Raw genomic sequence first — 23,180 nt, forward strand, 5'->3', positions numbered from 1 at the left:
TTCAACGCCCAAGGGCGGCACGGAGTCGCCCTGTGTACACAAGGATTAGATTCATGACTCAGGGAACCGTGAAGTGGTTCAACGGCGACAAGGGCTTCGGCTTCATCGCCCAGGACAACGGGGGCGACGACGTCTTCGTGCACTTCTCCGCGATCCAGACCCAGGGCTACAAGACCCTGGATGAGAACCAGCGCGTCGAGTTCGACGTCACCCAGGGCCCCAAGGGCCCGCAGGCCGAGAACGTCCGCCCGGTCTGACCAAAGACCTAGCTGACCTTTCAGCAAAGGCAGCCCCGCTCCTGCTTCGGCAGGGCGGGGCTGTCCCCTATTTGCCGGGTGCCTCTTCGGGTCAGACCTCGGGAAGCCTGGTGACGTCGACCCAGCCCCGGGCCTCGCTGATCGTCTCCAGGTCGCCGAGGGTGAGAGCGATGGTCGTGTTGGCGCTCCCCGCGGCCGGGTAGACCGTGTCGAAGCGCTTCAGCGAGGCATCGAGCCAGACCTCGGCCGACGCGGGGTTGCCGAACGGACAGACGCCACCGATCGCGTGCCCGGTCATCGGCTCCACGTCCTCTGCGGCGAGCATCCGCGCCTTGGTACCGAAGTGCGCCTTGAACTTCGCGTTGGCGATCTTGGCGTCGCCGGCGGCGACGATGAGGATCGCCGCGGTGCGGTCATCGGTGTAGAGGCTGATGGTCTTGGCGATCTCCGCCGGCGAGACGCCGAGGGCGGCCGCGGCGAGCTCGACGGTCGCCTTGGACTCCACCGACTCGATGATGTCTCCACCACGTCCGAATCGGTCCAGGTGCGTGCGGGCCAGCTCGATCGACATGCTCGCAGCCTAGCTGCGCGTCCCGCCGCCGAAGGAGTCGGCGACGGCGCGGCCGGTGAAGACGCGGTACTCCATCGGGGAGGGCGACCCGAACGGCGATGCCGGCACCGCGCCACAGGCGATGACCAAGTTGCCGGGGCGACGGCCCTTCAACGTCGCCGGCTCGGCCCCGACGACCATGTCGCCGAGGTCCCGGGCCGCCGCGATGAAGTCACGGGCCTGGCGGAACGGCGCCTTGTCGACGAGGTTGGCGACGAAGACCCCGGAGGGGGCCAGCACGCGGCGTACGTCCTCCACGAAGGCGGCGGTGGTGAGCTCGGCCGGGGTTCGACCGCCGTCGAAGGCATCGAGGATCACCAGGTCGGCGAAGCCGTCGCGTACGCCGCCGATGCCGCTCTTCCCGTCGACGGGACGCACCTTGATGCCGCTGCGCGGCGGCAGCGGGGCCTCGCGGCGTACGCGCTCGATGACCTCGGTCGACGGCTCCAGCACGATCTGGGAGGAGCGCGGCCGGGTCGCGTGGACGTAGCGCGCCAGCGTCATCGCGGCACCGCCGACGTGCAGAACCCGCACTGGCCCCGGAGGTAGCCGGTCGGTAACATCCCCGATACGCCTCATGTAGTCGAACACGAGGCGGGTCGGGTCCCCCAGGTCGACGGCCGACTGTCGCATCTCGTCGAGTTCGAGCACGTATACATCGTCGGCCATAGCGCCCATACCCTACCCCCCACATGGAATTGGGGGACCTGTTCCTCTATTGTGACCTGCGCGACAACGGCACCATTGCCCGCTATGGATGCATCCCGGATACCCTTAGGGGCATCCATGCATGTTTCCAGATCTACCTCGCCGATCCCCCACACCCCATCCGGCGAGGAACGAGAGGAAGTCAAAGCAGCGTGACAAGCATCGAAGAAGTCACGATCGGGGCGTTCAGCCAACCCCTGGTTGGGATGTCGTTCATCATCTCCGTACTCGGTTCATGGGTCGGTCTGACCTGTGCGACCCGCGCTCGCCGGCGCGGCACAGGAACCGGCGCCTGGCTCTGGCTCTTCGGCGCGGCCGCCTCGATCGGCGGCGGCGCGATCTGGTCGATGCACTTCATCGGCATGCTCGCCTTCGACAGCCACGTGGCGTACGCCCTCGACATCGGCACCACCCTCATCTCGCTCGCCGTCGCGATCATCGCGGCGATGGTCGGCATGCTCATCGCGACCGCCATGCGAGGCAGCGCGGGCTACATCGTCGGCGGCCTGGTCACCGGTGCCGGGGTGTGCGCGATGCACTACACCGGCATGTACGCGATGGACATGAGCGCCAAGATGGTCTGGAAGCCGGGCGTCGTCGTGGCCTCCGTCGTCATCGCGCTCGTCGCCTCGGCGCTGGCGCTGTTCTTCGCCTTCAACGTGACCACGCTGCTGATCCGCGTGGGCGCCGCCGTCATCATGGGCATCGGCGTATGCGTCATGCACTACACCGGCATGCTCGCCCTCGAGATCCACAGCTCCCCCGACGACAAGCTCGGCCACGTCAGCGGTGCCGACCCGGTCTACCTGGCGATGCCGATCTTCGCGATCTCGGCCGGCATGCTGATCGTGATCGGCTTCGCCACCATGTTCGCGGGCATCAACGACGATCTCGAGGACCCGTGGAGCCCGGACCGGCGGGCGGCGACGTCCAACTCCGGTGCTCACCCGATGATGCCGCAGCGGCCGGCCCAGGGACAGCTGTCCTTCCCTGGTCACGAGCCCGAGCTGCTGCCTCAGCAGCCGCTGCAGCCGCTCCCGACGCGTCAGCCCGCCGCCTCCGGCAGCCCGCAGGCGAACCAGCCGGCCGGCGAAGGCATCGGCAACATGTTCGCCCAGCGCCCTCAGCGTCCGACCCAGCTGCGGCCGCAGAACGGACGCTGGACACCCCGGCCCTACGCCCAGCAGCCCTCCACCGCCTACCCGGAGCGGCGGACGGATCTGTTCAACCCGCAGGGTGGACAGCCGGGCGAGGAGACGGGCAACGAGCCCCCGGCCCAGCAGCAGCCTCGGGCGCCGCGCAACCCGGGCTGGCTGCCGCCGCGGAACAACCTCTAGGGCCTACTCCCAGAAGACGCGCTCGACCACGCCGTGGGCGAGGCGGGTCATCCGCAGGTAGTCGTTGACCAGCTCGTCGGTCGCGCCCGCCGGATAGCCGAGGATGGCCGCGACGGCGTGCTGCTCGACCGGTCCGGCGGGCAGTGAGTCCGCCGGACGGCCGCGCGCGAGGGTGACGGCGTTGCGGACCCGGCTGACCATCCGCCACGCCTCGATGAGCGTCTCGGCGTCGTCGGGCTCGATCAGCGAGGCGTCCCGCGCGGCCTCGAGCGCCTCGACGGTGCGCGGCGTACGCAGCCCCGGCACGGCGTACGCATGTCGCATCTGCAACAGCTGGGCGGTCCACTCGATGTCCGCGAGCCCGCCGCGGCCGAGTTTGAGATGGGTGTTGGGGTCGGCGCCGCGCGGCAGCCGCTCATGGTCGACGCGGCCCTTGATGCGGCGCACCTCGATGATCTCGTCCTCGCTCAGGCCGCCCTCGGGGTAGCGCAGCGGATCGATCATCTCGATGAAGGCATCGCGCACCTGCGGGTCGCCGACGACGGCATCGGCGCGCAGCAGCGCCTGCGACTCCCAGATGCCCGACCACTTCGCGTAGTAGGAGGCGTACGCCGGCAGCGTCCGCACCAGCGCGCCCTGGCGGCCCTCGGGGCGCAGGTCGGCGTCGAGCTCCAGGGGCGGGTCGGCCCCGGGGAGGGCGAGCAGCCTGCGCAGGTCGGCGATCACCTTGAGCGCGAACTGGGTCGCCTCGCCGGGGTCGGCGCCCTCGACGGGCTGATGGACGAAGAGCACGTCGGCGTCGGAGGCGTAGGAGAGCTCGAACCCGCCGTAGCGGCCCATCGCGATGATCGCGATCCGGGTCGGCGCATTCTCGAGCTCGCGACGGCCGACCTCCTCGGCCACGACGGTGCGCAGCGAGGCCTCCAAGGTGGCGTCGGTCAGCCGGGAGAGCGCCGCCCCGATGGTGTCGATGTCGGCCTCACCGAGGAGCTCGGCGGCCGAGATCCGGAACAGCTCGCGGCGGCGGATCGCCCGGATGTGGCGTACGGCCTCCTCGGCGGAGGTGGTGGTGCGGCGGCGGGCGGCGCGGGCGACCATCTCGTCGGTCAGCGCCTCGGCGGAGAGCGGCGCGAGATCGTGGCCCAGCAGGCGCAGCGCCTCGGGCTCCCGCTCGAGCAGCGCCGTGGTGTAGCGCGAGGTGGACAGAATCGTGGCGAAGTGCTGCGCGACCAGGCCCTCGTCGCGCAGGGAGCGCAGATACCAGGGCGTGGCACCGAGCGCGTCGGAGATCCGCCGGAACCCGAAGAGCCCGGCATCGGGGTCGGATCCCTCGGAGAGCCACTGCAGCATCACCGGCAGCAGCGCCCGCTGCAGCGCCGCGCGCCGGGAGACGCCCGTGGTGAGCGCCTCCAGGTGTCGCAGCGCCGCCTTGGGGTCGGCGTAGCCCAGCGCGGTCAGCCGCTCCTCGGCAGCCTTCGCGGAGAGGTGGGCATGGCCGGACGGGATCCGGGCGACCGCGTCGAGGAGCGGTCGGTAGAAGAGCTTCTCGTGGAGGCGGCGTACCTCGATCCGCTGGTGACCCCACTCCTTCTCCAGCCGCACCACCGGATCGCGCAGGTAGCCGAGCGAGCGCGCCAGCCAGCGCAGCGACTCCTCGTCGTCGGGGACGACATGGGTGCGACGCAGCCGGTGGAGCTGGAGCCGGTGCTCCATCCGCCGCAGGAACGCATAGGCCTCGTGCATGGCCTCGCCGTCCTCGCGACCGACGTAGCCGGATCGGGTCAGCGCCGCCAGCGCGGAGAGCGTGGTCGGCTGACGGATCCCGGTGTCGGTGCGGCCGTGCACCAGCTGCAGCAGCTGTACGGCGAACTCGACGTCGCGCAGCCCGCCCGCGCCCAGCTTGAGCTCACGGTCGGCCTCCTTGGACGGGATGTGGGCGATGACCCGGCGCCGCATCTTCTGGGTGTCGGAGACGAAGCCGTCGCGCTCGGCGGCCTTCCACACGAACGGGTTGACCGCGTCGACGTAGGCCTGGCCCAGGGCGAGGTCGCCCGCGGCCGGCCGGGCCTTGAGCAGCGCCTGGAACTCCCAGGTGCTCGCCCAGCGCTCGTAGTAGCCGACATGGCCGGTGATCGTGCGCGAGAGGGCACCCGCCTTGCCCTCGGGCCGCAGCGCGGCGTCGACCGGCCAGATGGTGCCCTCGCCGGTGTGGGCCGAGCAGACCTGGATCAGGTTGCTGGCGAGCTGGGTGGCGACCCGTAGCGAGACGTCTTCGCCGACCCCGTCGGCGGCCTCGTGGACGAAGATGACATCTACGTCGGAGACGTAGTTGAGCTCGTGGCCGCCGCACTTGCCCATAGCGACGACTGCCAGCCGAACGGCGTGCGCCTCCTCCCCCACCCGCGCGCGGGCGACCGCGAGCGCGGCGTCGAGGGTCGCGCAGGCCAAGTCGGAGAGCTCGGCGGCGACATCGTCGACCGGGAGCTGGTGGGCCAGGTCGCGGGCGGCCAGCCGGAGCAGCCAGCGGCGGTACTCCACCCGGAGCGCATCGACCGCCTCCGCGTCCGGGACCGTGGCGACCGGGCTCTCATCGGCCGGGTCCGCGCCGACGACCGCGAGCAGCGACGCCCGGAAGACGTACGCAGCGGGCCGGGTCGTGCCGAGGGTCGGGTCGGCCAGCTCGCGCCAGTGAGCGGGATGGCGGGTCAGGTGATCGGTCAGCGCGGGCGAAGCGCCGAGCACCGAGACCAGCCGCATCGCGGTGCCCTCGTCGCCGGCGAGCTCCTCGACGAAGCCGTCGCCCTGGGACTCGGCGAGCGTGACCAGACCGGCGAGCGCCGCGTCGGGGTCGGCCGCCTGTCCCAGGATCGCCAGCAGCTCGTCGGCGCCGGCGCCGAGACCTGCCAGATCCGCCAGGGCCGTGTCCGGGTCGTTGAAGCCGAGCCGGAGCAGCTCGCCCTTGCCTGGCAACGTCATGGCCCCGATTCTGTCACCTGAGCGAGGTCAGGCGCTCCAGGGCCTAGGGGTCGGGATGACCCCTCCACGAGTGCCGCCGGGGGCGACGGCGGCGCTGCGCTCACGGACCAGGCGCGCGAAGCCGAAGGCCAGCGGCTGCCAGGTCTTGATCAGCTCCTTCTCGGCGAAGGTGGCCGTCGCGACGACGTCCTCGACGCTGCGTCCGATCTGCTCGAGCTCCTCGACGGACTCCTCGGCCCAGACCGCGACCGCGGCGGCGTCGACCTCGGGGTGGAACTGCACGCCCCACACGGTCGGAGCGAACCGAGCCGCCTGGACCTGCCCGTCGATCGAGCTGGCCAGCTCGACGGTGCCCTCGGGCAGCCGGCCGACGACGTCGCGGTGCCAGTGCATGGCGCGGTCGTCGCCCGCCAGCAGGCGCATCAGCGGGTCGAAGAGAACCTCGGGCTCCCAGGTCACCTGGTGCACGCCCACGGTCAGCCCGAACGGGCTGCGCTCCACGGTGCCACCGAGGGCCAGCGCGGCCAGCTGGTGGCCCAGGCAGATCCCGAGCGTCGGGATACCGGCCTCGGCGGCCTGCGCGATCCGCTCCCGGGTGACCTGGAGCCAGGGGTGCTCATCGTCGGAGTCGGCGTCCATCGAGCCGCCCATGACGAGCAGCCCCGAGTAGGAGGCGTCCAGCGACGAGAGCGGCGGGATCGGCTCGGCGTATGCCCGACAGACGTCGACGCACATGCCCGCCTCAGCCAGCCAATGACCGAACAACGCCGGCGGAACTGTCTCCTCGTGCTGAATCACAAGCACTCGGGGAAGACTCAACGACATCACTCCCACTCTCCCGTTCGATCCAGTGTGGCAGCACCGGATCGGAAGTGTGGAATCGGGCTTGAGTTTCCTTGACAACCAGTTTGCTGGCTCAGATGACCGGCAGCATCCGGGAGCGCTCGTAGGCGGTCACCTGCTCGCGGTAGGCGGCCCACTCGGCACGCTTGTTGCGCAGGAAGAAGTCGAAGACGTGCTCCCCCAGGGTCTCGGCGAGCAGCTCGGAGTCCTCGGCGATCCCGATCGCCTCGTCGAGGTTCTCCGGCAGCGGGTCGATGCCGAGGCTCTTGCGCTCGCGCTCGGTCAGCGCCCACACGTCGTCCTCCGCCTCACGCGGCAGCTCGTAGCCCTCCTCGATGCCCTTCATGCCGGCCGCCAGGATCACGGCGAAGGCCAGGTAGGGGTTGCAGGCGGCGTCGAGGGTCCTGACCTCGATGCGGGTCGACTGGCCCTTGAGCGGCTTGTACATCGGCACCCGGACCAGCGCGGAGCGGTTGTTGTGGCCCCAGGCGACGTGAGCCGGCGCCTCTCCCCCGCCGATCAGGCGCTTGTAGGAGTTGACCCACTGGTTGGTCACCGCGGTGATCTCGCCGGCGTGACGGAGCACGCCGCCGATGAAGCTGCGGCCGGTCTTGGAGAGCTGGTATTCGGCGCCGGGCTCGTAGAACGCGTTGGCGTCGCCCTCGAACAGGCTCAGGTGGGTGTGCATGCCCGAGCCCGGGTGCTCGGTGAACGGCTTGGGCATGAAGCTCGCCCAGATGCCCTGGCTCAGCGCGACCTCACGGATGACCGTGCGGAAGGTCATGATGTTGTCGGCGGTGCTCAGCGCGTCGGCGTAGCGCAGGTCGATCTCGTTCTGGCCCGGGCCGCCCTCGTGGTGGCTGTACTCCACCGAGATCCCCATCGCCTCCAGCATCGTGATCGCCTCACGCCGGAAGTCGGCGCCCATCGACTGGGCGGTGTGGTCGAAGTAGCCGCTGGAGTCGACCGGGGTCGGCTCGCTGCCGTCGCGCGGGTTGTCCTTGAAGAGGTAGAACTCGATCTCCGGGTGCGTGTAGAAGGTGAAGCCCTTCTCCGCGGCGTTGGACAGGGTGCGCTTGAGGACGTAGCGCGGGTCCGCGTACGACGGCGAACCGTCGGGCATCACGATGTCGCAGAACATACGTCCGGTGGACGGGCCATCCGTGCGCCACGGCAGGATCTGGAACGTGCTCGGGTCCGGCAGGGCCAGCATGTCGGCCTCGGTCACCCGCGCGAACCCCTCGATCGCACTGCCGTCGAAGCCGATGCCCTCCGCGAAGGCGCTCTCGAGCTCGGCCGGTGCCACCGCGACCGACTTCAGATAACCGAGCACGTCGGTGAACCACAGTCGCACGAAACGTACGTCCCGCTCTTCGAGTGCGCGGAGCACGAAGTCCTGTTGCTTGCCCATGCGTGAACACTAACGGTCCGACGTTACAGCTGAGACCTTCGCGCCACGCTCAGCGGCCGGGACCTCTGAAGATCGAGATCACCAGCGCCACCCCGAACCCCGCCAGGGCCGCTCCGAGAACCGACCAGGAGGTGCTCGTGCCGCCTCCGCCGAGATAGCCCATGCCGGTCAGCGCCAGCGCTCCGCCGGCCAGGAGGAGCACGACGGCCACCAGCAGCCCAAGAGCCTTACCCACAGTCATGGCACCGCAATCTAGTCTCGGGCTAGGTGATGACCAGGGCGAGGGTCACCAGCGAGGTCATCCAGGAGACGAAGCTGCCGACGAGGAAGTACTCGGTCACGTCGTTGATGCTCGGCCCATCGCTCTCGCCACGGAACGACTGCAGCTCCGGCCAGCGGATCAGCCCCTTGGCGGCGACCACCAGGCCGGCGGCGGCGAGACTGCCGGTGAGACCGAGCCCGAAGATCGTCAGCCGCTCGAGCGGGCCCAGGAGCCGGCCGCCCTTGAGATTGTTGCCGGCGACCCCGTCGAGCGGGTTGGCCACCTTGGCCACGTCGAGGACGAGCTGCACCACGACGTTGCCGGTCGAGATCTGGACCAGCAGGCCACCGAAGGCGAGCAGCACCGCCTCGGGGCGTGCCGCCTCGACCCAGGCCCAGGGCGCCTGCTCCGTCCACGCGGCGACCGGTCCGCCGACCTCGCCGGCCACCGGGGCCAGCAGGATCCCGACGAAGATCGTCGTGCTCAGCAGGGCCAGCGGGATCCCCGGGCGAGGGTTCTTGTCCGAGCCCTGGGGCGGGTGGGCCAGGAAGCCCCACAGCACCGCGATCCCGGCGATGACGATCACCGCGGCCAGGTCGCCACCGAAGAGGGCCGAGAGCAGACCGAACGCGATCACGACCACGGCGCCGATCGCCTCGGGCACCCAGCGGATCCGCCGGAGCGGGTCGATGAGCGCGTGGGCGAAGTCGACCGTGCCCACCCCGATCAGCAGCAACGCTATCCAGCTCATGCCGCCGCCCCCGTAGCGCAAGCGCCAGGATACGGACACGGCGGCATGATGACCCGATCGCTCGCTCGCTTGCGCTCGCTCATCGCACCTCTCCCAACAGCTCGTCGGCGCGCACGATCACGGCGATGCCGTCGCGGCGGACGCGCTGGGAGACGGCGGAGGGGGTGATGTCGAGCTCGGCGGCGATGGCCTTCTGAGACATGGCGGAGAGCATGCCAGAAAGCACCGACACCGAGGCTCGATCCAGGCGAGAAAAGAGCTCGTCGCGCGCGACCAGAGCGGCGTTGACCGCGGCCGGGTCCGGCCCACCCGCGCCCTCCGCCGGCTGGTACCAGGTCCGTACGCTGCGCGAGGCCGCCTTGTTCTCGGCCCGCTCTGCCGCCTCGATCGCCGCCCGCGCGGACCACCAGCCCGGTCCGTCCTCGACCCGGGGGGCGTCGCGGAGCACTCGGGTGGCGCCCCAGCTGATGCCGTGCCGTACGCCGACCACGGGGTCGAGCGCGATCCGCAGCCGGAATGCGGCCTGGATCGCGGCGCCGACGGTCTCGAAGGCGCCCTGGTACTCGTCGCCGACCGTGATCCGCAGCGGCGTGACCGGCTGCCACGTCTCGTTGATCTCCTCGATGGCGCCCTCGAAGGCCTGGTGAGCCTTTGCACGGTCGGACGTGGTGCGCGACCCCACGAGGTCGCCGATCACTGTCGCCACCGACACCATATGAAGATCATACCTTCATTTTTAGAAAATGAAGGTACTGGCTTTATTCGACTTCAATGAAGCCATTGCCTTCACTGCGAGAGGATGGGCATCGTGCTCGCCCCCGGTCCGGCGAGTTCGCCGGGCCCGACCGGGCGGCCGGACAGCGCGAGCACGAGCGCGATCGCGCTGCCGCGGACCTCGGGACCGGTCCCGATCACCGTCTCGGCACAGCGAAGGCGTCGCCCACTGCGCCGACGCGATCGTCTCGAGATCGCTGATCAACGCCTGGCGTTCGGCATGCACCACGGCCCAGACCGCGCTCTTGGACGACATGCTCCGGACGCTATCGCGACTCGGCGTTCCGAGCTCGCGCAATCATCGCCGCTCCCGGCCGGCTACTCCGCCGGGACCCGAGCCTCGATCTCGGCGAGCCAGGCGGCCGGGGAGGCGTCGGAGGGCATCCGCCAGTCGCCGCGGGGCGACATGGTGCCGCCGTTGTGGACCTTCGGCCCGTTGGGCAGCGCCGAGCGCTTGAACTGGTTGGCGAAGAAGCGCCTCACGAACACCTCGAGCCAGGCACGGATCTCCTTCATCTCGTACGCCGCCCGCTTGTCCTCGGGGAACCCCGGGGGCCACTCGCCGGCCTCGACGTCGTGCCAGGCGTTCCAGGCCAGGAAGGCGATCTTCGAGGGCGAGAAGCCGTTGCGCACGGTGTGGAAGAGGGTGAAGTCCTGCAGGGCGTACGGGCCGATCTTCTGCTCCGTCGACTGCAGCTCCTCCCCCGGCACGAGCTCGGGCGAGATCTCCTGGTCGAGGATCGCCTGGAGCACCTCGTCGGCGGTGCCGTCGAACTGCTCGGTGGTGATCACCCAGCGGATCAGGTGCTGGATCAGCGTCTTCGGCACCCCGGCGTTGACGTTGTAGTGCGACATCTGGTCGCCGACGCCGTAGGTCGCCCAGCCGAGCGCCAGCTCGGAGAGGTCACCGGTGCCCAGCACGATGCCACCGCGCTGGTTGGCGATGCGGAACAGGAAGTCCGTACGAAGCCCAGCCTGGACGTTCTCGAAAGTGACGTCGTAGACCGGCTCGCCGTCGCCGGCCGGATGGCCGATCTCCTTGAGCATCTGGGTGGCGGTGGGACGGATGTCGAGCGTCTCGTAGGTCGTCCCGAGCGCCTCCATCAGCTTGATCGCGTTGGACCTGGTGTTGTCGGAGGTCGCGAAGCCGGGCATCGTGAACGCCAGGATGTCGCTCGCCGGGCGGCCGAGCCGCTCCAGTGCCTTGGCGGCCACGATCAGCGCATGGGTGGAGTCGAGCCCGCCGGAGACGCCGATGACGATCTTCGTGTCCGGGCCGATCGACTGGAGCCGCTTCTCGAGCCCGGAGACCTGGATGTTGTAGGCCTCGTAGCACTCCAGCGCGAGCTTGTCGGGGTCGTCGGGGACGAACGGGAACCGGTCGACCTTGCGGCGCAGCCCGTCGCCGGTCAGGGGCGGCGCGAGCTCGAACTCGATCTCGGAGTGGAAGGCCCCCTCGGCCCGCCGGTTGTCGTCGAAGGTGCCCTGCCGGATCCGCTCGGCGCGGATCCGCTCCAGGTCGACGTCGACCACGGTGCGCCGCGGCCCGTCGGGGAACCGCTCGGTCTCCCCCAGCAGCTCACCGAGCTCGTACGCCATCGTCTGCCCGTCCCAGGACAGGTCGGTCGTCGACTCGCCCTGGCCGGCGGCGGTGTAGACGTACGCCGCCAGGCACCGCGCGCTCGCCGACTGCACCAGGAGGCGGCGCGCGTCGGAGCGGCCGACGGTGATCGGGCTGGCGGAGAGGTTGAGCAGCACGGTCGCGCCGGCCAGCGCGGCCTTGGCGCTCGGCGGCACCGGGACCCACATGTCCTCGCAGACCTCGACGTGGAAGACGAGATCCTTGACGTCGGTGCACCGGAAGAGCAGCTCGTTGCTGAGCGGCACCTCCTCGCCGCCGAGCATGATGGTGCCGTCGGCGCCGTCTCCCGTGCCGTACCACCGCTTCTCGTAGAACTCGCGGTAGGTCGGCAGGTAGGTCTTGGGCACCACGCCGAGCACCTCCCCACCGTGGATCACGACCGCGGTGTTGAGCACCCGGTCGCCGTGGCGCAGCGGCGCTCCGACGACGATCACCGAGAGCAGCTCCTCGGAGGCCACCACGATCGCGCTGATCGCGGCGTGGACGGCGTCGAGAAGCGTGCGCTGCAGGACGAGGTCATCGATCGAGTAGCCCGAGAGGCACAGCTCCGGGAAGACCGCCACGGCCACGCCCTCGTCGGAGCACTCGCGGGCCTGCGCGATCACCTCGCGCGCGTTGGCGGCCGGGTCGGCGACGGAGATCGGGATGGTGCACGCCGCGACCCGCGCGAAGCCATGGGAGTAGGCGGAGTAGAAGTCCACACCCGGAGTCTAGGCGCGATGGCCCGTCCGGCCACCCGATGCCCGCCGCCGACCAGGTGCGACCTCAGGACAGGTCGCGGATGCGGATGTTCCGGTAGGAGACCACGTCCGGGGTGCTGCCGTGAGCCTGGACCCCGACGTGACCGGTCAGCCCTCGGCTGCTGGAGTCCGGGTCGTTCGGGCGACCGGGGAACGGCAGCCCGGGCAGGTTCTCGAACTCGTTGATCACGGCACCGTTGCGGATCACGGTGTAGTGCTGCCCGACGACGCGGATCTCGAGGTCGTTCCAGGTGCCCTTCGGGGTCGGGCGCGCCTCGGCCAGGGTGAGGTCGGCGAAGCCGTAGATCGACCCGGTCTTGCGGGGGTCGTTGCTACCGCCCTCCGGCGAGTCGTTGACCTGGATCTCGTGGCCACAGTTGACCGCGATCCAGGAGAGGTTGCCGGTCTCGCTGCCGTTGAACGTCGTGGGGCAGCCCTCGACCGGACCCCACAGCTCGGGGAAGCGGACCTGGACGCCACTGTTCCCGCGGGCCGCACCGGGTGCGTCGTCGCGGAACTGCAGTCGCAGCGAGAAGTCGCCGAACTCCCGCTCCGGGTACCACAGGGTGCCGAACCCGCCACCGGCTCCGGCGCGGCTGCGGATGGTGCCGTCCGGCACCAGGTCGAACCCGCCGTCGCCGGCGTACGCCCAGTCCTCGAAGGAGTCGCTCGAGCCGTCGAAGAGCCAGTCGTAACCCTCGACCCTCCCGACCTGCGAGCGGCCGGCGGCGGACTGCAGCCGGCCGGCCTCGGCCCGCGTCACCTCACCGGCGGCGACCAGATCGGCGGTGACGCCGCGGACGTGCTTCACGAAGGCACCATGGGTCGGCCACGTCCGCTCGTCGTCGATGACGTCGTTGATGGTGCAGCCGGAGCTCAGGGTGCTGTTGGCGACGCCGCTGTCGAGATCGAGGAAGACCACGTTCGGGCGCGCATCAGGGGCGGGACAGGTGGCGGTCGTCGATGGCACCTCAGCAGGGGTCGCGGCTCCGGCAGGGCCGCCCAGGCACAGGGCGGCGATCCCGAGGACGGCCGAGCCGACGGCGAGCCGGGTCCGAGTGCGGCGTGAGTGGAGGAAGTGGGACATCGAGACTCCGAACGTCGGGACGCCGAATGAGATGTGATGCGCGTCACGTCGGATGCTAGTGGCGACCACCGCTGACTTTCAACCGATCCCGAACGACTTTCGCAGAAAACCTGCAAAAGTTGCGCCCGGGCAACTGGGATCAGCCCACCGGGCGCTCCATCACGATCTCCTCCGGACCGCCGTCGATGGGGCTGGGAACCGAGGCCGACTCGACGAAACCGAGCCGCTCGTAGACGGCGTGGGCGCGGTCGTTGCCGACGAGGTGGGTGAGGCGTAGGGGCAGGTCGCCGGCGAGGGCGATCACCTCGGCCAGCAGCGCGCCACCGGCGCCGGAGCCCTGAGAGTCAGGCAGGACGTACAGCTTCCAGAGCATCAGGTGGTCCTCGAAAACCGAGTAGGAGGCCATCGCGACGACCCGGCCGTCGATCTCGGCGACGAGCACGGTGCCGGCCCTGATCCCGGGGAGCACCGCGTCCGGGGCCCACCACTTCGCGATGCCCTCCTCGACGTACGCCTCGCCGGTGATCGGCGGGTACGTCGCCCGCCAGGTCGTCACCCCGACGTGGATCACCGCGTCGAGGTCCGCCGTCGTCGCCTCTCGCACCCGCATGGACGCGACGATAACCAGGAGCGCCGGGGCTGTCGTTCGGTTTAGCGTCGGACCGTGCTGATCCGACGCGAACGTCTCGAGGACGTGGCCGACATCCGTGCGGTCACCGCCGCCGCCTTCTCCGGTGTGGAGCACTCCGCACCGCCGATCGAGCCCGACGGGGTCCCCGGCGAGGCGACGCTGGTGGGGTGGCTGCGTGAGGATCCGGGCTGGATCCCGGAACTCTCGCTGGTCGCCGAGGCCGACGGCGAGATCGTCGGTCACGTCGTGGCCACACGTGGGCCCCTCGCCGGCCGGCCCGCGCTCGGTCTCGGCCCGGTCAGCGTCTCCCCCGCCCGGCAGCGCGACGGCGTCGGCTCGGCGCTGATGCACGCCGTCCTCGGCGCGGCCGACGCCCTGGGCGAGCCGATCGTCGTCCTCCTCGGCTCCCCGGCCTACTACGGCCGCTTCGGTTTCGTGCCGGCCTCGAGCCTCGGCATCGAATCACCCGATCCCGCCTGGGGCGACTACTTCCAGGCACGGCCGCTGGCGGCGTACGACCCATCCGTGCGCGGGAGGTTCGCCTACGCGGCGCCCTTCGACCGGCTGTGATCACCACCACAGCGCGGACGACACCGTGTCGGCCTACGCTGGAGGTAGTCCGTGGACTCCATCAGGGAGCTGCGAGATGACACCAGAAAGGCTCGATGATGAGCACGAACCCCTCTGCTGAGGAGACCGCCCCTTACGGGACCGGTGCTGCCGCCAGCACGACTGCCAGCGCGCCGGCCAAGCCCGTACGCAAGGTGCGCACGCATCATCTTCGCGAGATGAAGCAGCGTGGCGAGAAGATCACGATGCTGACCTCCTACGACATGTACTCCGCCCAGATCTTCGACGAGGCCGGGGTCGACCTGCTGCTCGTCGGTGACTCGGCCTCCAACAACGTCCTCGGCAACGAGACGTCGCTTCCGGTGACCGTGGACGAGCTGCTGCCGCTGACCCGCGCGGTCTCGCGCAGCGTGAAGCGGGCGATGGTCGTCGGCGACCTGCCCTTCGGGTCCTACCAGGCCTCGCCCGAGCAGGGCTACCTGACCGCCGTGCGGTTCATGAAGGAGGCGGGCGCCCACTGCGTGAAGCTCGAGGGCGGCGCCGAGATGGCTCCGGTGATCAAGAAGCTGACCGAGGGCGGCATCCCGGTCATCGCCCACATCGGCTTCACCCCGCAGTCCGAGCACGTGCTCGGCGGCTACCGCGTCCAGGGCCGAGGAGACGCCTCCGACCGGATCATCGACGACGCCAAGGCCGTCCAGGAGGCCGGCGCGTTCGCGGTCGTCATGGAGATGGTCCCCGGTGAGGTCGCCGCGCAGATCTCCAAGGAGCTCGACATCCCGACGATCGGCATCGGCGCCGGCCCCGACTGCGACGGCCAGGTGCTGGTCTGGCAGGACGCCTTCGGCATGCGCAGCGGCAAGATGGCCCGCTTCGTGAAGCAGTACGCCGACGTGAAGTCGGTCCTGTCCGAAGGCGCCGAGGCCTACATCTCCGACGTCAAGGGCTCGACCTTCCCGGGTCCTGAGCACACCTTCTGAGGATCTCCTCCGACGAAGTGGTCAAGATGGGCCGTCTGCTGACTCCCTGCCGGGCCCATCTTGACCACTTCTCGGGTCCTGTTCCCACGGGGTGTCCTGGTCCCGGTGATCAGCAGGCGTCCTCAGAATCTAGGCGCGTCGGGCCCTGGCGGCCGCCAGGCCGACCAGGCGGGCGACCACCAGAGCGACGTAGAAGACCCCCGCGACCTGCTCGATCATCACGACCGAGCGGGCGTGGGGAAGCACGGGGACGAGGTCGGAGAGACCGACCGAGGTCAGCGTCGTGAAGGAGAGGTAGAGCAGGTCGAACCACTGCCGGTGGTCGCCGAACGAGCCCGGCCAGATCACCTGGATCGCCGCGTACAGGTAAGCGAAGGCCCAGGCGACCACGGTGAATGCCGCCCCGGTCGCGAAGAGCTCGTCGCGGGTCACCACGTCGTCGTGGAAGAGGTAACGGATCATCGCGTAGGAGACGAAGAGATAGAACGGGACGTGGAAGAAGGCCGAGGTCAGCACCACCCAGCCTTCGTTCGGTGCGACGGACTCCCACACCGCGAAGATCGTCGCCGGCCCTCCGAAGATGATGGCCGCCCAGGAGAACGCGGGGGTCATGCGTACGGCCGCGACCGCTGCCAGCAGGAGCAGCAGCTGCAGAACGCCGAGCGCGGCGCGGCCGGTGGTCGAGCCGTCCAGGAAGGGGTAGGCCAGGATCGCCACCACCTGTCCGAGCAGGAGTACGGCGGAGGGGTGCTCGCGCATCGCCCTGATCACGTTCGTCACAACCGCACACCCTAGGGCCCACCCGGCCAGTACCGTCGGCACCATGCGCGCTGCCATGGCCCTCGCCTCCGTGATCGCTCTCGGGCTCTCGACCGCGGCCTGCTCCGGAGACTCCTCTCCTGCCACGACACCGCCGCCGCTGAACCCGTCGGGTTCGGCCAGTGCGCCCCCGAGCGCCTCCTCCTCGGCTCCCGCGGCGGTGCTGCCGATGTCCGACCGGGTGCCGGAGCTCGACGTGGAGGTCGTCAACGACGAGCTCGACCACCCCTGGGACGTCGCCGACATCGGCGAGGACCGGTTCCTGGTCACTGAGCGCGACCGGGCCGTCCTGTCGCTGGTCGAGGGCGGCGAGCGGCGCGAGATCCCGCTCGAGGACAACGACATCTGGGTCTCCGGGGAGACCGGCCTGATGGGCCTGGAGGTCGACCCCGGCTTCGCCGAGAACCGGCGCATCTACACCTGCCAGGGATGGAACGACGGCCAGGACGTACGCGTCATCTCCTGGATTCTCGACGCCGGACTGACCAGGGCCACCCAGGAGCGGACGCTCATCGACGGCTTCCCCACGAGCAGCGGCAGGCACGGCGGCTGCCGCCTGCTGATCAGCGACGACGGTGCGCTGTGGGTGGGCACCGGCGACGCCGCGAACGAGGAGAACCCGCGCAACCTCGACTCCCTGGGCGGGAAGACGCTGCGGCTGGACCCGGAGACCGGCGAGCCGTGGCCGGGCAACCCGTGGGCGGGTGACGAAGGGCCGCGACGATTCATCACGAGCTTCGGCCACCGCAACGTGCAGGGTCTGGCGCAGCGGGCCGACGGCACCATCTGGTCGATCGAGCACGGCCCCGACCGCGACGACGAGGTCAACGAGATCACGCTGGGCGGCGACTACGGCTGGAACCCGGGTGCCGGCTACGACGAGTCGGTGCCGATGACCGACCAGAACCTGCCCGGCAAGCAGATCGAGGCGGCCTGGAGCTCCGGCGACCCGACCGTCGCGACCGGTGGCGGCACCTTCATCCCGGTCCAGGAGCGGTGGGGCGCCTACGGCGGTGCGCTCGCGGTCGCCGTGCTCAAGGACCAGGAGCTGCGGATCCTCTCCTTCGACGAGTCCGGGAAGCTCACCGAGGACCGTTCGCCCGAGGTGCTGCAGGACTACGGGCGGCTGCGTACGGTCTCGCTGGCCGCCGACGGCGACCTGCTCGTCACCACCGACAACGGCGGGGAGGACGTGCTGCTCCGGGTCACCCCGCGCTGAGGGTCACCCGGAGCCGAGGATCACCGCTCCTCGTTGCCGGCGTCGCCCTCCCAGGCCTTGTCCTCCTTGTCCCAGCGCTCATTGTTCTCCTGAACGTGCTCGAGTGCTCGGGAGGCCTCGGCGTGGGAGGCGTAGGGGCCGAGGCGGTCCTTGGCCTTGCAGCCCTCGTACGGCTCGACGGTCTTGTGCTTGAGGCAGTAGTAGTACTCGCCCGCGTGCTCGTCGCTCATATCACCAACTTACCGTTGCCCGAGATGTTCGCGTGGGCAACAGCGCTGTTACACGGATTTCAGTAGGTTGCCTCCATGAGCCAGATTTTCGATGCCTACGAGACTCGGGATCCGGCCTATGACGAGATGTTCGTCGGCAGCGAGCTCCGGCCGCCCTATCAACGGCTCGGCGACTCGCTGGGCCGGCTCAGCGCTTCGGAGCTGATCAGCCGGGTCGAGGCGATGCAGGCCAGCTATCTCGACCAGGGCGTCACCTTCGACATCGGCGGCGAGGAGCGGGCCTTCCCGCTCGACATCGTGCCGCGGGTCATCGAGCGGGACACCTGGGCGACGATCGACAAGGGCGTCCAGCAGCGGGTCAAGGCGCTGGAGCTGTTCCTCGCCGACGTCTACGACGAGGGCAAGGTCTTCGACGACGGGGTCATCCCGCGCGAGGTGATCACCACCTCCAGCCACTACCACCGCGCTGCCGCGGGGGTGCACCCGCCCAACGGCGTACGCGTCCAGGTCTCGGGCATCGACCTGGTCCGGGACAACACCGGCGAGTTCCGCGTGCTGGAGGACAACGTGCGGGTCCCGTCGGGCGTCTCGTACGTCATGACCAACCGTCGCGCGATCTCGGCCGCGCTCCCGGAGGCGATCGCCGAGCACCGGATCCGGCCGGTGGCCAACTACCCGCAGAAGCTCCTCGCGGCGCTGCGCGCCGCCGCTCCAGCGGGTGTCGCGGACCCCAACGTCGTCGTCCTGACCCCCGGCGTCTACAACGGCGCCTACTTCGAGCACGCGCTGCTGGCCCGGACGATGGGGGTCGAGCTCGTCGAGGGGCGCGACCTGGTCTGCCGCAACGGGCAGGTGCTGATGCGTACGACCAAGGGGCTGGCCCCGGTGCACGTCATCTACCGGCGCATCGATGACGAGTTCCTCGATCCGGTGCACTTCCGCCCCGACTCGATGCTCGGCTGCGTGGGGCTGATCGACGCCGCCCGGATGGGCAACGTGACGCTGGCCAACGCGGTGGGCAACGGGGTCGCCGACGACAAGCTCGTCTACACCTACATGCCCGACATCATCCGCTACTACCTGGCGGAGGACCCGATCATCAAGAACGTCGACACCTGGCGGATGGGCGATGCCTCCTCCCGCGAGGAGGTCCTCGATCGGCTCGACGAGCTCGTGCTCAAGCCCGTCGACGGCTCCGGCGGCAAGGGGATCGTGATCGGGCCGGCAGCCTCGGCGCGCGAGCTGGAGGTCCTGCGCGGCAAGATCCTGGAGGATCCCCGCTCCTGGATCGCGCAGCCGGTGGTGCAGCTCTCGACGGTCCCGACCTTCACCGACGGAAGTCTCGGGGCGCGGCATGTGGACCTGAGGCCGTTCGCGGTCAATGATGGCGACAAGGTCTGGGTTCTTCCCGGCGGCCTGACCCGGGTGGCGCTCGCAGAGGGCGAGCTGATCGTGAACAGCTCCCGCGGCGGCGGCTCGAAGGACACCTGGGTGCTCGCCGGACCGACGTCGTCCCGGCCGTCCGGTCGGGGTCAGAGTCAGGGCCAGTCTCAAACGCAGGGGGTTGCGTGATGCTGAGTCGCATCGCCGAGTCGATGTTCTGGATCGGACGCTACGTGGAGCGTGCCGAGGACACCGCGCGGATACTCGACGTGCAGACCCAGCACATCCTCGAGGACGCCGCCACCGACGTGGAGACGGCCTGCCGTTCGCTGCTGGCGGTGATGGGCGTCGAGATCCCGCCCACCGAGAAGGTCGGCCTGCCGCAGATGCTGGACATGCTGGCGTACGACACCACCGCACCGACCTCGATGGCCTATGCGCTGGGCGCCGCCCGGGAGTCGGCCCGTGGGGCCCGGGAGACGCTCTCGGTCCCCTTGTGGGAAGCGCTCAACACCACCTACCGGGCGATCCCTGCCGGCCAGTTCAAGCACATGCGGGCGCCGTTCATCTTCGGCTGGGTGCGCGACCGGGTGGCGCAGATCAACGGCACCGCCGACGCCACGATGATGCGAGATGAGTCCTGGCAGTTCCTGATGCTCGGGCGCTACGTCGAGCGCGACGACATGACCTCGCGGCTGGTGGCGACCACCTCGCTGACCTCGGCCGGCGGGGCCTCGCAGTGGAACTCGACGCTGCGCGCCTGCGGGGCGTACGACGCGTTCCTACGGGTCAACAAGGGGGTCGAGACCGAGCAGGCGGCTGCCGAGTTCCTGCTGCTGGACCGGATCTTCCCGCGCTCGGTGGTGCACGCGCTGCAGCGGGCCGAGGGGGCGCTGGACACCCTGGAGGGGACGACGCGCCGTGCCGGCTTCACCGACGAGGCCCACCGGCTGATCGGCAGGATGCGGGCGTCGCTGGAGTATCGCTCGCTCCACGATCTGCTCGCGGACCTGCCCGCCGAGATGGAGCGGCTCCAGGTCACCTGCGCCGAGGCCACCGAGGCGGTCACCAAGCGCTACTTCGCCGGCGCCGAGGCGCTGGCCTGGCAGCCGGTCTGAGGAGTCTGATCGAGATGAGCATGCAGTTCCGCATCGTGCACACCACGACGTTCACCTACGAGCGAGCCGCGGTCGCCTCCTACAACCAGGCGCGGCTGACGCCCCTGACCACGCCCGACCAGATCGTGGTCCACCACCGCATCGACGTCTCCCCCAAGCCGTGGACCTATGAGTACAAGGACTACTTCGGCAACGAGGTCACCGCGATCGAGGTGATCGAGGCGCACCGGACCCTGAAGGTCTCCGCGACCAGCACCGTCCAGGTCGACCGGAAGCCCGGGGCGGCGCCGGTGCTCACCTGGGAGGAGGCGGCCCTGCCCGGGGTCGCGGACCGGTTCATCGAGTTCCTCGGGCTGCAGCCGTCGGTCACACCGTCCGAGCCGCTCGCGCTGCGGGCGAAGTCGTTGGCTGCCGAGGCCGCGCTTCCCGGCGAGGCCACGACCGCGATCGCTCAGGAAGTCGCCGCCGAGGCCGCTGCCAGCGGCTACCTGGCTCTGGACGCCGCTCACCAGCTGCTCGGGGCGCTGCGTACGGTCGGGATCCCGGCGCGCTACGTCTCCGGCTACGTCTACCCCGGCGGCGCCCACTCCTGGGTGGAGTGGTGGGACAACGGCTGGCACGGGATCGACCCCGTCACCGGCACCGAGCCCGGCGACGCGTACGTCGGTGTGGGCACGGGCCGTGACCACACCGACGTCGAGCCGCTGGGTGGGATCTACTCCGGGCCGGAGGAGCCGGCCGTCGAGGTCACCGTCGAGATGACCCGGCTCGCCTAGCCACGCTCAGATCGAGGACTCCGCCGCGAGCCCGTTGATCACCTTCGCCAGCGCGATGTCGCGGCTGGTGACCCCGCCGGCGTCGTGGCTGGAGAGCCGGATCTCGACGTAGGGGTAGCGCAGGTCGATGTCGGGGTGGTGGTTGGCCTCCTCGGCCTTCGCCCCGATGGCGTTGACCAGCGAGAGACCGGTGATGAAGTCACCGGTCTCCACGCGGGCGGCGATGCTGTCGGGGGCGCCGGCATCGCCGGGCTCGAACGTCCAGCCCGCCAGCTGCTCCTGGGCGACCTGCTCGGCGTCGAGGGTCGTGGTGTCAGGTTCCATACCCCCACCCTGCCATCGCCGGGGTCGTCGCGTCATCCGAGCCACCGCTGGGCTCACTCCTGACGCTGGGCGAGCCGGTTGCGTACGCGGTAGACGGCTGCGTTATGGTCGTAGTCGTCGCTCATCACGGCCGCCAGGCGCAGCGGGCCGAGCGCGTCCTCGAGACGGTCCTGGCGCTCCAGGACGCGACCCAGCGAGTGCTGGCTCCACGCGTCGCTGGGGTCGCGCTCGACGAGCCAGCGCAGCTCGGCCTCGGCCTTGGCGAGCTGGGCCCGCAGCATGTAGGCCCACGCCCGCATGCTCCGCAGCCCGATGTTGTCGGGGTCGTCGGCCAACGCCGGCTCCAGGATCTCCAGCGCCTCCACCGGGAAACGCCGCGAGAGCAGGTCGTGGGCCGTCCGATAGGCCACCTCGTGCGAGGTCTGGCCCGGGAAGACGACAGCCGGGGCTACGTACTCGAAGTCTTCGTTCTCTGTCATCATGCCCTCCGAACGTGATACCCCGCCACGGTATTCCATCTGAGCCCGCGATGGGAGCACCATGGTGACGGTGAGGAGGTGAACGCGCATGCACGCATCAGTTGGTGACCACCTCGTCGTGGCGGGCCAGCACGTCGGGGACCACGTTCGGGAGGCCGAGATCATCGAGGTCAGCCACCCCGACGGCAGCCCGCCCTACCTCGTACGCTGGAGCGACAGCGACCACGAGTCGCTCGTCTTCCCCGGTCCGGATGCCCACATCGAGCCTGCCTCGCCTTAGACTTTTCATGCGGACGGGCTGGCCGGGCGATCGCGTCGTAGAGATACGTCGAGGAAAGTCCGGGCTCCACAGGACAGGGTGGTGGCTAACGGCCACCCGGGGTGACCCGCGGGACAGTGCCACAGAGAACAGACCGCCGCTACCCTCCAGGTAGCGGTAAGGGTGAAACGGTGGGGTAAGAGCCCACCAGTCCTCGTGGTGACACGAGGAGCTAGGTAAACCCCACCCGGAGCAAGACCAGACAGCGTACGTTTGAGGGCGGTCCGTCCGAGTGCGCGGGTAGGTTGCTAGAGGCCATCGGCAACGGTGGTCCGAGATGGATGGTCGCCGACCACAGAACCCGGCTTACAGGCCAGCCCGTCCGCTTCATGGTTCCTCTGATCAGGCAGAACACTGACCAGAGGAACCACCGCACGGAGTCTGCAACCCGACCAGCCATATCCAACACAGAACCCCACCGAGGGCCAGGTCGACGGCATCTCTGATGCGGTCGTCCGAGTCGGGCCAGAGGTGCGAGAAGGTGTCCAGCGTCTCCTTTGCGGTGATATGTCCCGACCCCTTCTGGACCGCCACGACGGACTTCCCGTGTCTGATCAGCAACAAGGCGAAGTAATGAGTCGCGACCAAACGCCGCGGGGCACTTCCCGACGAACGGGCAGCCCTCAAGGTCTTCTGCCTCGCGAACCGACACCGCGAGAAGAACAAGGGCAACAACCCCACCGGCTGAGTCAATGGCTGCCGACCCATCCTCAACGCACTATCAATGACCTACGGCGACCGCCTAGTACCAACTGGCCGACGACCGTTTACATACAAGATCGGGACTGATTCGCCCTGGGTTTCGTTCCTATCGGTTTCCCTGTCCGGCGGTCGCCGGCTGGGCTGAATCAAGGTCAGCGTAGTAGGCCTGTTCGACCTCGATGGGTGTGCGGTAGTCGAGCTCGCCGTGAAGCCTGCTGTTGTTCCACCACCA

Annotated in this window: 25 protein-coding genes and 1 other RNA gene; 10 read left to right on the forward strand and 16 right to left on the reverse strand. The window is 69.6% G+C overall.

Annotated features, from left to right (window positions below):
- Window positions 1–53 precede the first annotated feature (53 nt).
- Window positions 54–257 carry a cold-shock protein gene (locus ABZ796_RS16810; protein ID WP_008357755.1) on the forward strand — a complete coding sequence of 68 codons (204 nt, stop codon included), beginning with the start codon at window positions 54–56 and terminating at the stop codon, window positions 255–257.
- 91 nt (window positions 258–348) lie between these two features.
- Here ABZ796_RS16810 and ABZ796_RS16815 read toward each other — a convergent pair whose 3' ends face one another.
- Together ABZ796_RS16815 and ABZ796_RS16820 are read right to left on the reverse strand one after the other, a co-directional pair.
- Window positions 349–828, reverse strand: a complete 480-nt coding sequence (locus tag ABZ796_RS16815; protein WP_357338341.1) for a YbaK/EbsC family protein — start codon at window positions 826–828, stop codon at window positions 349–351.
- A 9-nt stretch (window positions 829–837) separates the two neighbouring features.
- Complete coding sequence (locus ABZ796_RS16820) at window positions 838–1,536, reverse strand: fused MFS/spermidine synthase (protein ID WP_357338342.1); 699 nt, start codon at window positions 1,534–1,536, stop codon at window positions 838–840.
- Between the two features lie 191 nt (window positions 1,537–1,727).
- Between ABZ796_RS16820 and ABZ796_RS16825 the strand changes: the two genes are divergently transcribed.
- A complete protein-coding gene (locus tag ABZ796_RS16825) occupies window positions 1,728–2,912 on the forward strand; it encodes an MHYT domain-containing protein (protein WP_357338343.1) in 1,185 nt (394 codons plus the stop codon).
- Window positions 2,913–2,915: 3 nt separating this feature from the next.
- Here ABZ796_RS16825 and ABZ796_RS16830 read toward each other — a convergent pair whose 3' ends face one another.
- The 10 genes from ABZ796_RS16830 to ABZ796_RS16875 form a co-directional block, all read right to left on the reverse strand.
- Window positions 2,916–5,888, reverse strand: coding sequence for a bifunctional [glutamine synthetase] adenylyltransferase/[glutamine synthetase]-adenylyl-L-tyrosine phosphorylase (locus ABZ796_RS16830; protein WP_357338344.1), 2,973 nt, complete (start codon window positions 5,886–5,888; stop codon window positions 2,916–2,918).
- 27 nt (window positions 5,889–5,915) lie between these two features.
- A complete protein-coding gene (locus ABZ796_RS16835) occupies window positions 5,916–6,623 on the reverse strand; it encodes a type 1 glutamine amidotransferase (RefSeq protein WP_357338345.1) in 708 nt (235 codons plus the stop codon).
- A 181-nt stretch (window positions 6,624–6,804) separates the two neighbouring features.
- Entirely contained in the window at window positions 6,805–8,142 is a 1,338-nt protein-coding gene (gene glnA, locus ABZ796_RS16840) for a type I glutamate--ammonia ligase (RefSeq protein WP_357338346.1), read from the reverse strand.
- Window positions 8,143–8,191: 49 nt separating this feature from the next.
- Window positions 8,192–8,383 (reverse strand): hypothetical protein, encoded by a 192-nt coding sequence (locus ABZ796_RS16845; RefSeq protein ID WP_357338347.1) that lies wholly within the window; start codon window positions 8,381–8,383, stop codon window positions 8,192–8,194.
- Between the two features lie 22 nt (window positions 8,384–8,405).
- The gene (locus ABZ796_RS16850) at window positions 8,406–9,194 is read right to left on the reverse strand and encodes a hypothetical protein (protein WP_357338348.1); all 789 of its coding nucleotides are present in this window, start codon (window positions 9,192–9,194) and stop codon (window positions 8,406–8,408) included.
- 40 nt (window positions 9,195–9,234) lie between these two features.
- Window positions 9,235–9,870, reverse strand: coding sequence for a SatD family protein (locus tag ABZ796_RS16855; RefSeq protein ID WP_357338349.1), 636 nt, complete (start codon window positions 9,868–9,870; stop codon window positions 9,235–9,237).
- 71 nt (window positions 9,871–9,941) lie between these two features.
- Window positions 9,942–10,070: a hypothetical protein gene (locus tag ABZ796_RS16860; RefSeq protein WP_357338350.1), complete on the reverse strand. Its 129-nt coding sequence runs from the start codon at window positions 10,068–10,070 to the stop codon at window positions 9,942–9,944.
- A 177-nt stretch (window positions 10,071–10,247) separates the two neighbouring features.
- Window positions 10,248–12,272, reverse strand: coding sequence for an NAD(+) synthase (locus tag ABZ796_RS16865; protein ID WP_357338351.1), 2,025 nt, complete (start codon window positions 12,270–12,272; stop codon window positions 10,248–10,250).
- Between the two features lie 64 nt (window positions 12,273–12,336).
- A complete protein-coding gene (locus ABZ796_RS16870) occupies window positions 12,337–13,398 on the reverse strand; it encodes a DUF1080 domain-containing protein (RefSeq protein WP_357338352.1) in 1,062 nt (353 codons plus the stop codon).
- Window positions 13,399–13,537: 139 nt separating this feature from the next.
- Window positions 13,538–14,008, reverse strand: a complete 471-nt coding sequence (locus tag ABZ796_RS16875; RefSeq protein WP_357338353.1) for a GNAT family N-acetyltransferase — start codon at window positions 14,006–14,008, stop codon at window positions 13,538–13,540.
- Between the two features lie 54 nt (window positions 14,009–14,062).
- Here ABZ796_RS16875 and ABZ796_RS16880 point away from each other — a divergent pair, with 54 nt between their 5' ends.
- Together ABZ796_RS16880 and panB are read left to right on the forward strand one after the other, a co-directional pair.
- Window positions 14,063–14,599, forward strand: a complete 537-nt coding sequence (locus tag ABZ796_RS16880) for an N-acetyltransferase (RefSeq protein WP_357338354.1) — start codon at window positions 14,063–14,065, stop codon at window positions 14,597–14,599.
- A gap of 95 nt (window positions 14,600–14,694) precedes the next feature.
- Window positions 14,695–15,579 carry a 3-methyl-2-oxobutanoate hydroxymethyltransferase gene (gene panB, locus ABZ796_RS16885; RefSeq protein WP_357338355.1) on the forward strand — a complete coding sequence of 295 codons (885 nt, stop codon included), beginning with the start codon at window positions 14,695–14,697 and terminating at the stop codon, window positions 15,577–15,579.
- Window positions 15,580–15,708: 129 nt separating this feature from the next.
- On the opposite strand, the gene ABZ796_RS16890 is transcribed toward panB, so the two are convergent.
- Window positions 15,709–16,359 (reverse strand): ion channel, encoded by a 651-nt coding sequence (locus ABZ796_RS16890; RefSeq protein ID WP_357338356.1) that lies wholly within the window; start codon window positions 16,357–16,359, stop codon window positions 15,709–15,711.
- A 43-nt stretch (window positions 16,360–16,402) separates the two neighbouring features.
- Between ABZ796_RS16890 and ABZ796_RS16895 the strand changes: the two genes are divergently transcribed.
- Window positions 16,403–17,617, forward strand: coding sequence for a PQQ-dependent sugar dehydrogenase (locus ABZ796_RS16895; RefSeq protein WP_357338357.1), 1,215 nt, complete (start codon window positions 16,403–16,405; stop codon window positions 17,615–17,617).
- Window positions 17,618–17,637: 20 nt separating this feature from the next.
- On the opposite strand, the gene ABZ796_RS16900 is transcribed toward ABZ796_RS16895, so the two are convergent.
- The gene (locus ABZ796_RS16900) at window positions 17,638–17,847 is read right to left on the reverse strand and encodes a hypothetical protein (RefSeq protein ID WP_357338358.1); all 210 of its coding nucleotides are present in this window, start codon (window positions 17,845–17,847) and stop codon (window positions 17,638–17,640) included.
- Between the two features lie 75 nt (window positions 17,848–17,922).
- On the opposite strand from ABZ796_RS16900, the gene ABZ796_RS16905 reads away from it, so the two are divergent.
- From ABZ796_RS16905 to ABZ796_RS16915, 3 genes are read left to right on the forward strand one after another with little or no spacing between them, the layout of a single operon-like run.
- Entirely contained in the window at window positions 17,923–19,419 is a 1,497-nt protein-coding gene (locus ABZ796_RS16905) for a circularly permuted type 2 ATP-grasp protein (protein WP_357338359.1), read from the forward strand.
- Window positions 19,419–20,348, forward strand: coding sequence for an alpha-E domain-containing protein (locus ABZ796_RS16910; protein ID WP_357338360.1), 930 nt, complete (start codon window positions 19,419–19,421; stop codon window positions 20,346–20,348). The genes ABZ796_RS16905 and ABZ796_RS16910 overlap by 1 nt, the downstream gene beginning before the upstream one ends.
- Window positions 20,349–20,362: 14 nt before the next feature.
- A complete protein-coding gene (locus ABZ796_RS16915) occupies window positions 20,363–21,124 on the forward strand; it encodes a transglutaminase N-terminal domain-containing protein (protein ID WP_357338361.1) in 762 nt (253 codons plus the stop codon).
- 6 nt (window positions 21,125–21,130) lie between these two features.
- Here the strand turns inward: ABZ796_RS16915 and ABZ796_RS16920 are convergent, their stop codons facing one another.
- Complete coding sequence (locus tag ABZ796_RS16920; RefSeq protein WP_357338362.1) at window positions 21,131–21,448, reverse strand: 4a-hydroxytetrahydrobiopterin dehydratase; 318 nt, start codon at window positions 21,446–21,448, stop codon at window positions 21,131–21,133.
- A gap of 53 nt (window positions 21,449–21,501) precedes the next feature.
- Entirely contained in the window at window positions 21,502–21,927 is a 426-nt protein-coding gene (locus ABZ796_RS16925; protein WP_357338363.1) for a tetratricopeptide repeat protein, read from the reverse strand.
- An 88-nt stretch (window positions 21,928–22,015) separates the two neighbouring features.
- Here ABZ796_RS16925 and ABZ796_RS16930 point away from each other — a divergent pair, with 88 nt between their 5' ends.
- Together ABZ796_RS16930 and rnpB are read left to right on the forward strand one after the other, a co-directional pair.
- A complete protein-coding gene (locus ABZ796_RS16930) occupies window positions 22,016–22,207 on the forward strand; it encodes a DUF1918 domain-containing protein (protein ID WP_357338364.1) in 192 nt (63 codons plus the stop codon).
- A gap of 14 nt (window positions 22,208–22,221) precedes the next feature.
- An RNA gene (gene rnpB, locus ABZ796_RS16935) (RNase P RNA component class A) lies at window positions 22,222–22,571 on the forward strand.
- Window positions 22,572–23,180 lie beyond the last annotated feature (609 nt).

The organism is Nocardioides sp. NPDC047086 (genome assembly GCF_040643685.1).
Lineage (GTDB): Bacteria > Actinomycetota > Actinomycetes > Propionibacteriales > Nocardioidaceae > Nocardioides.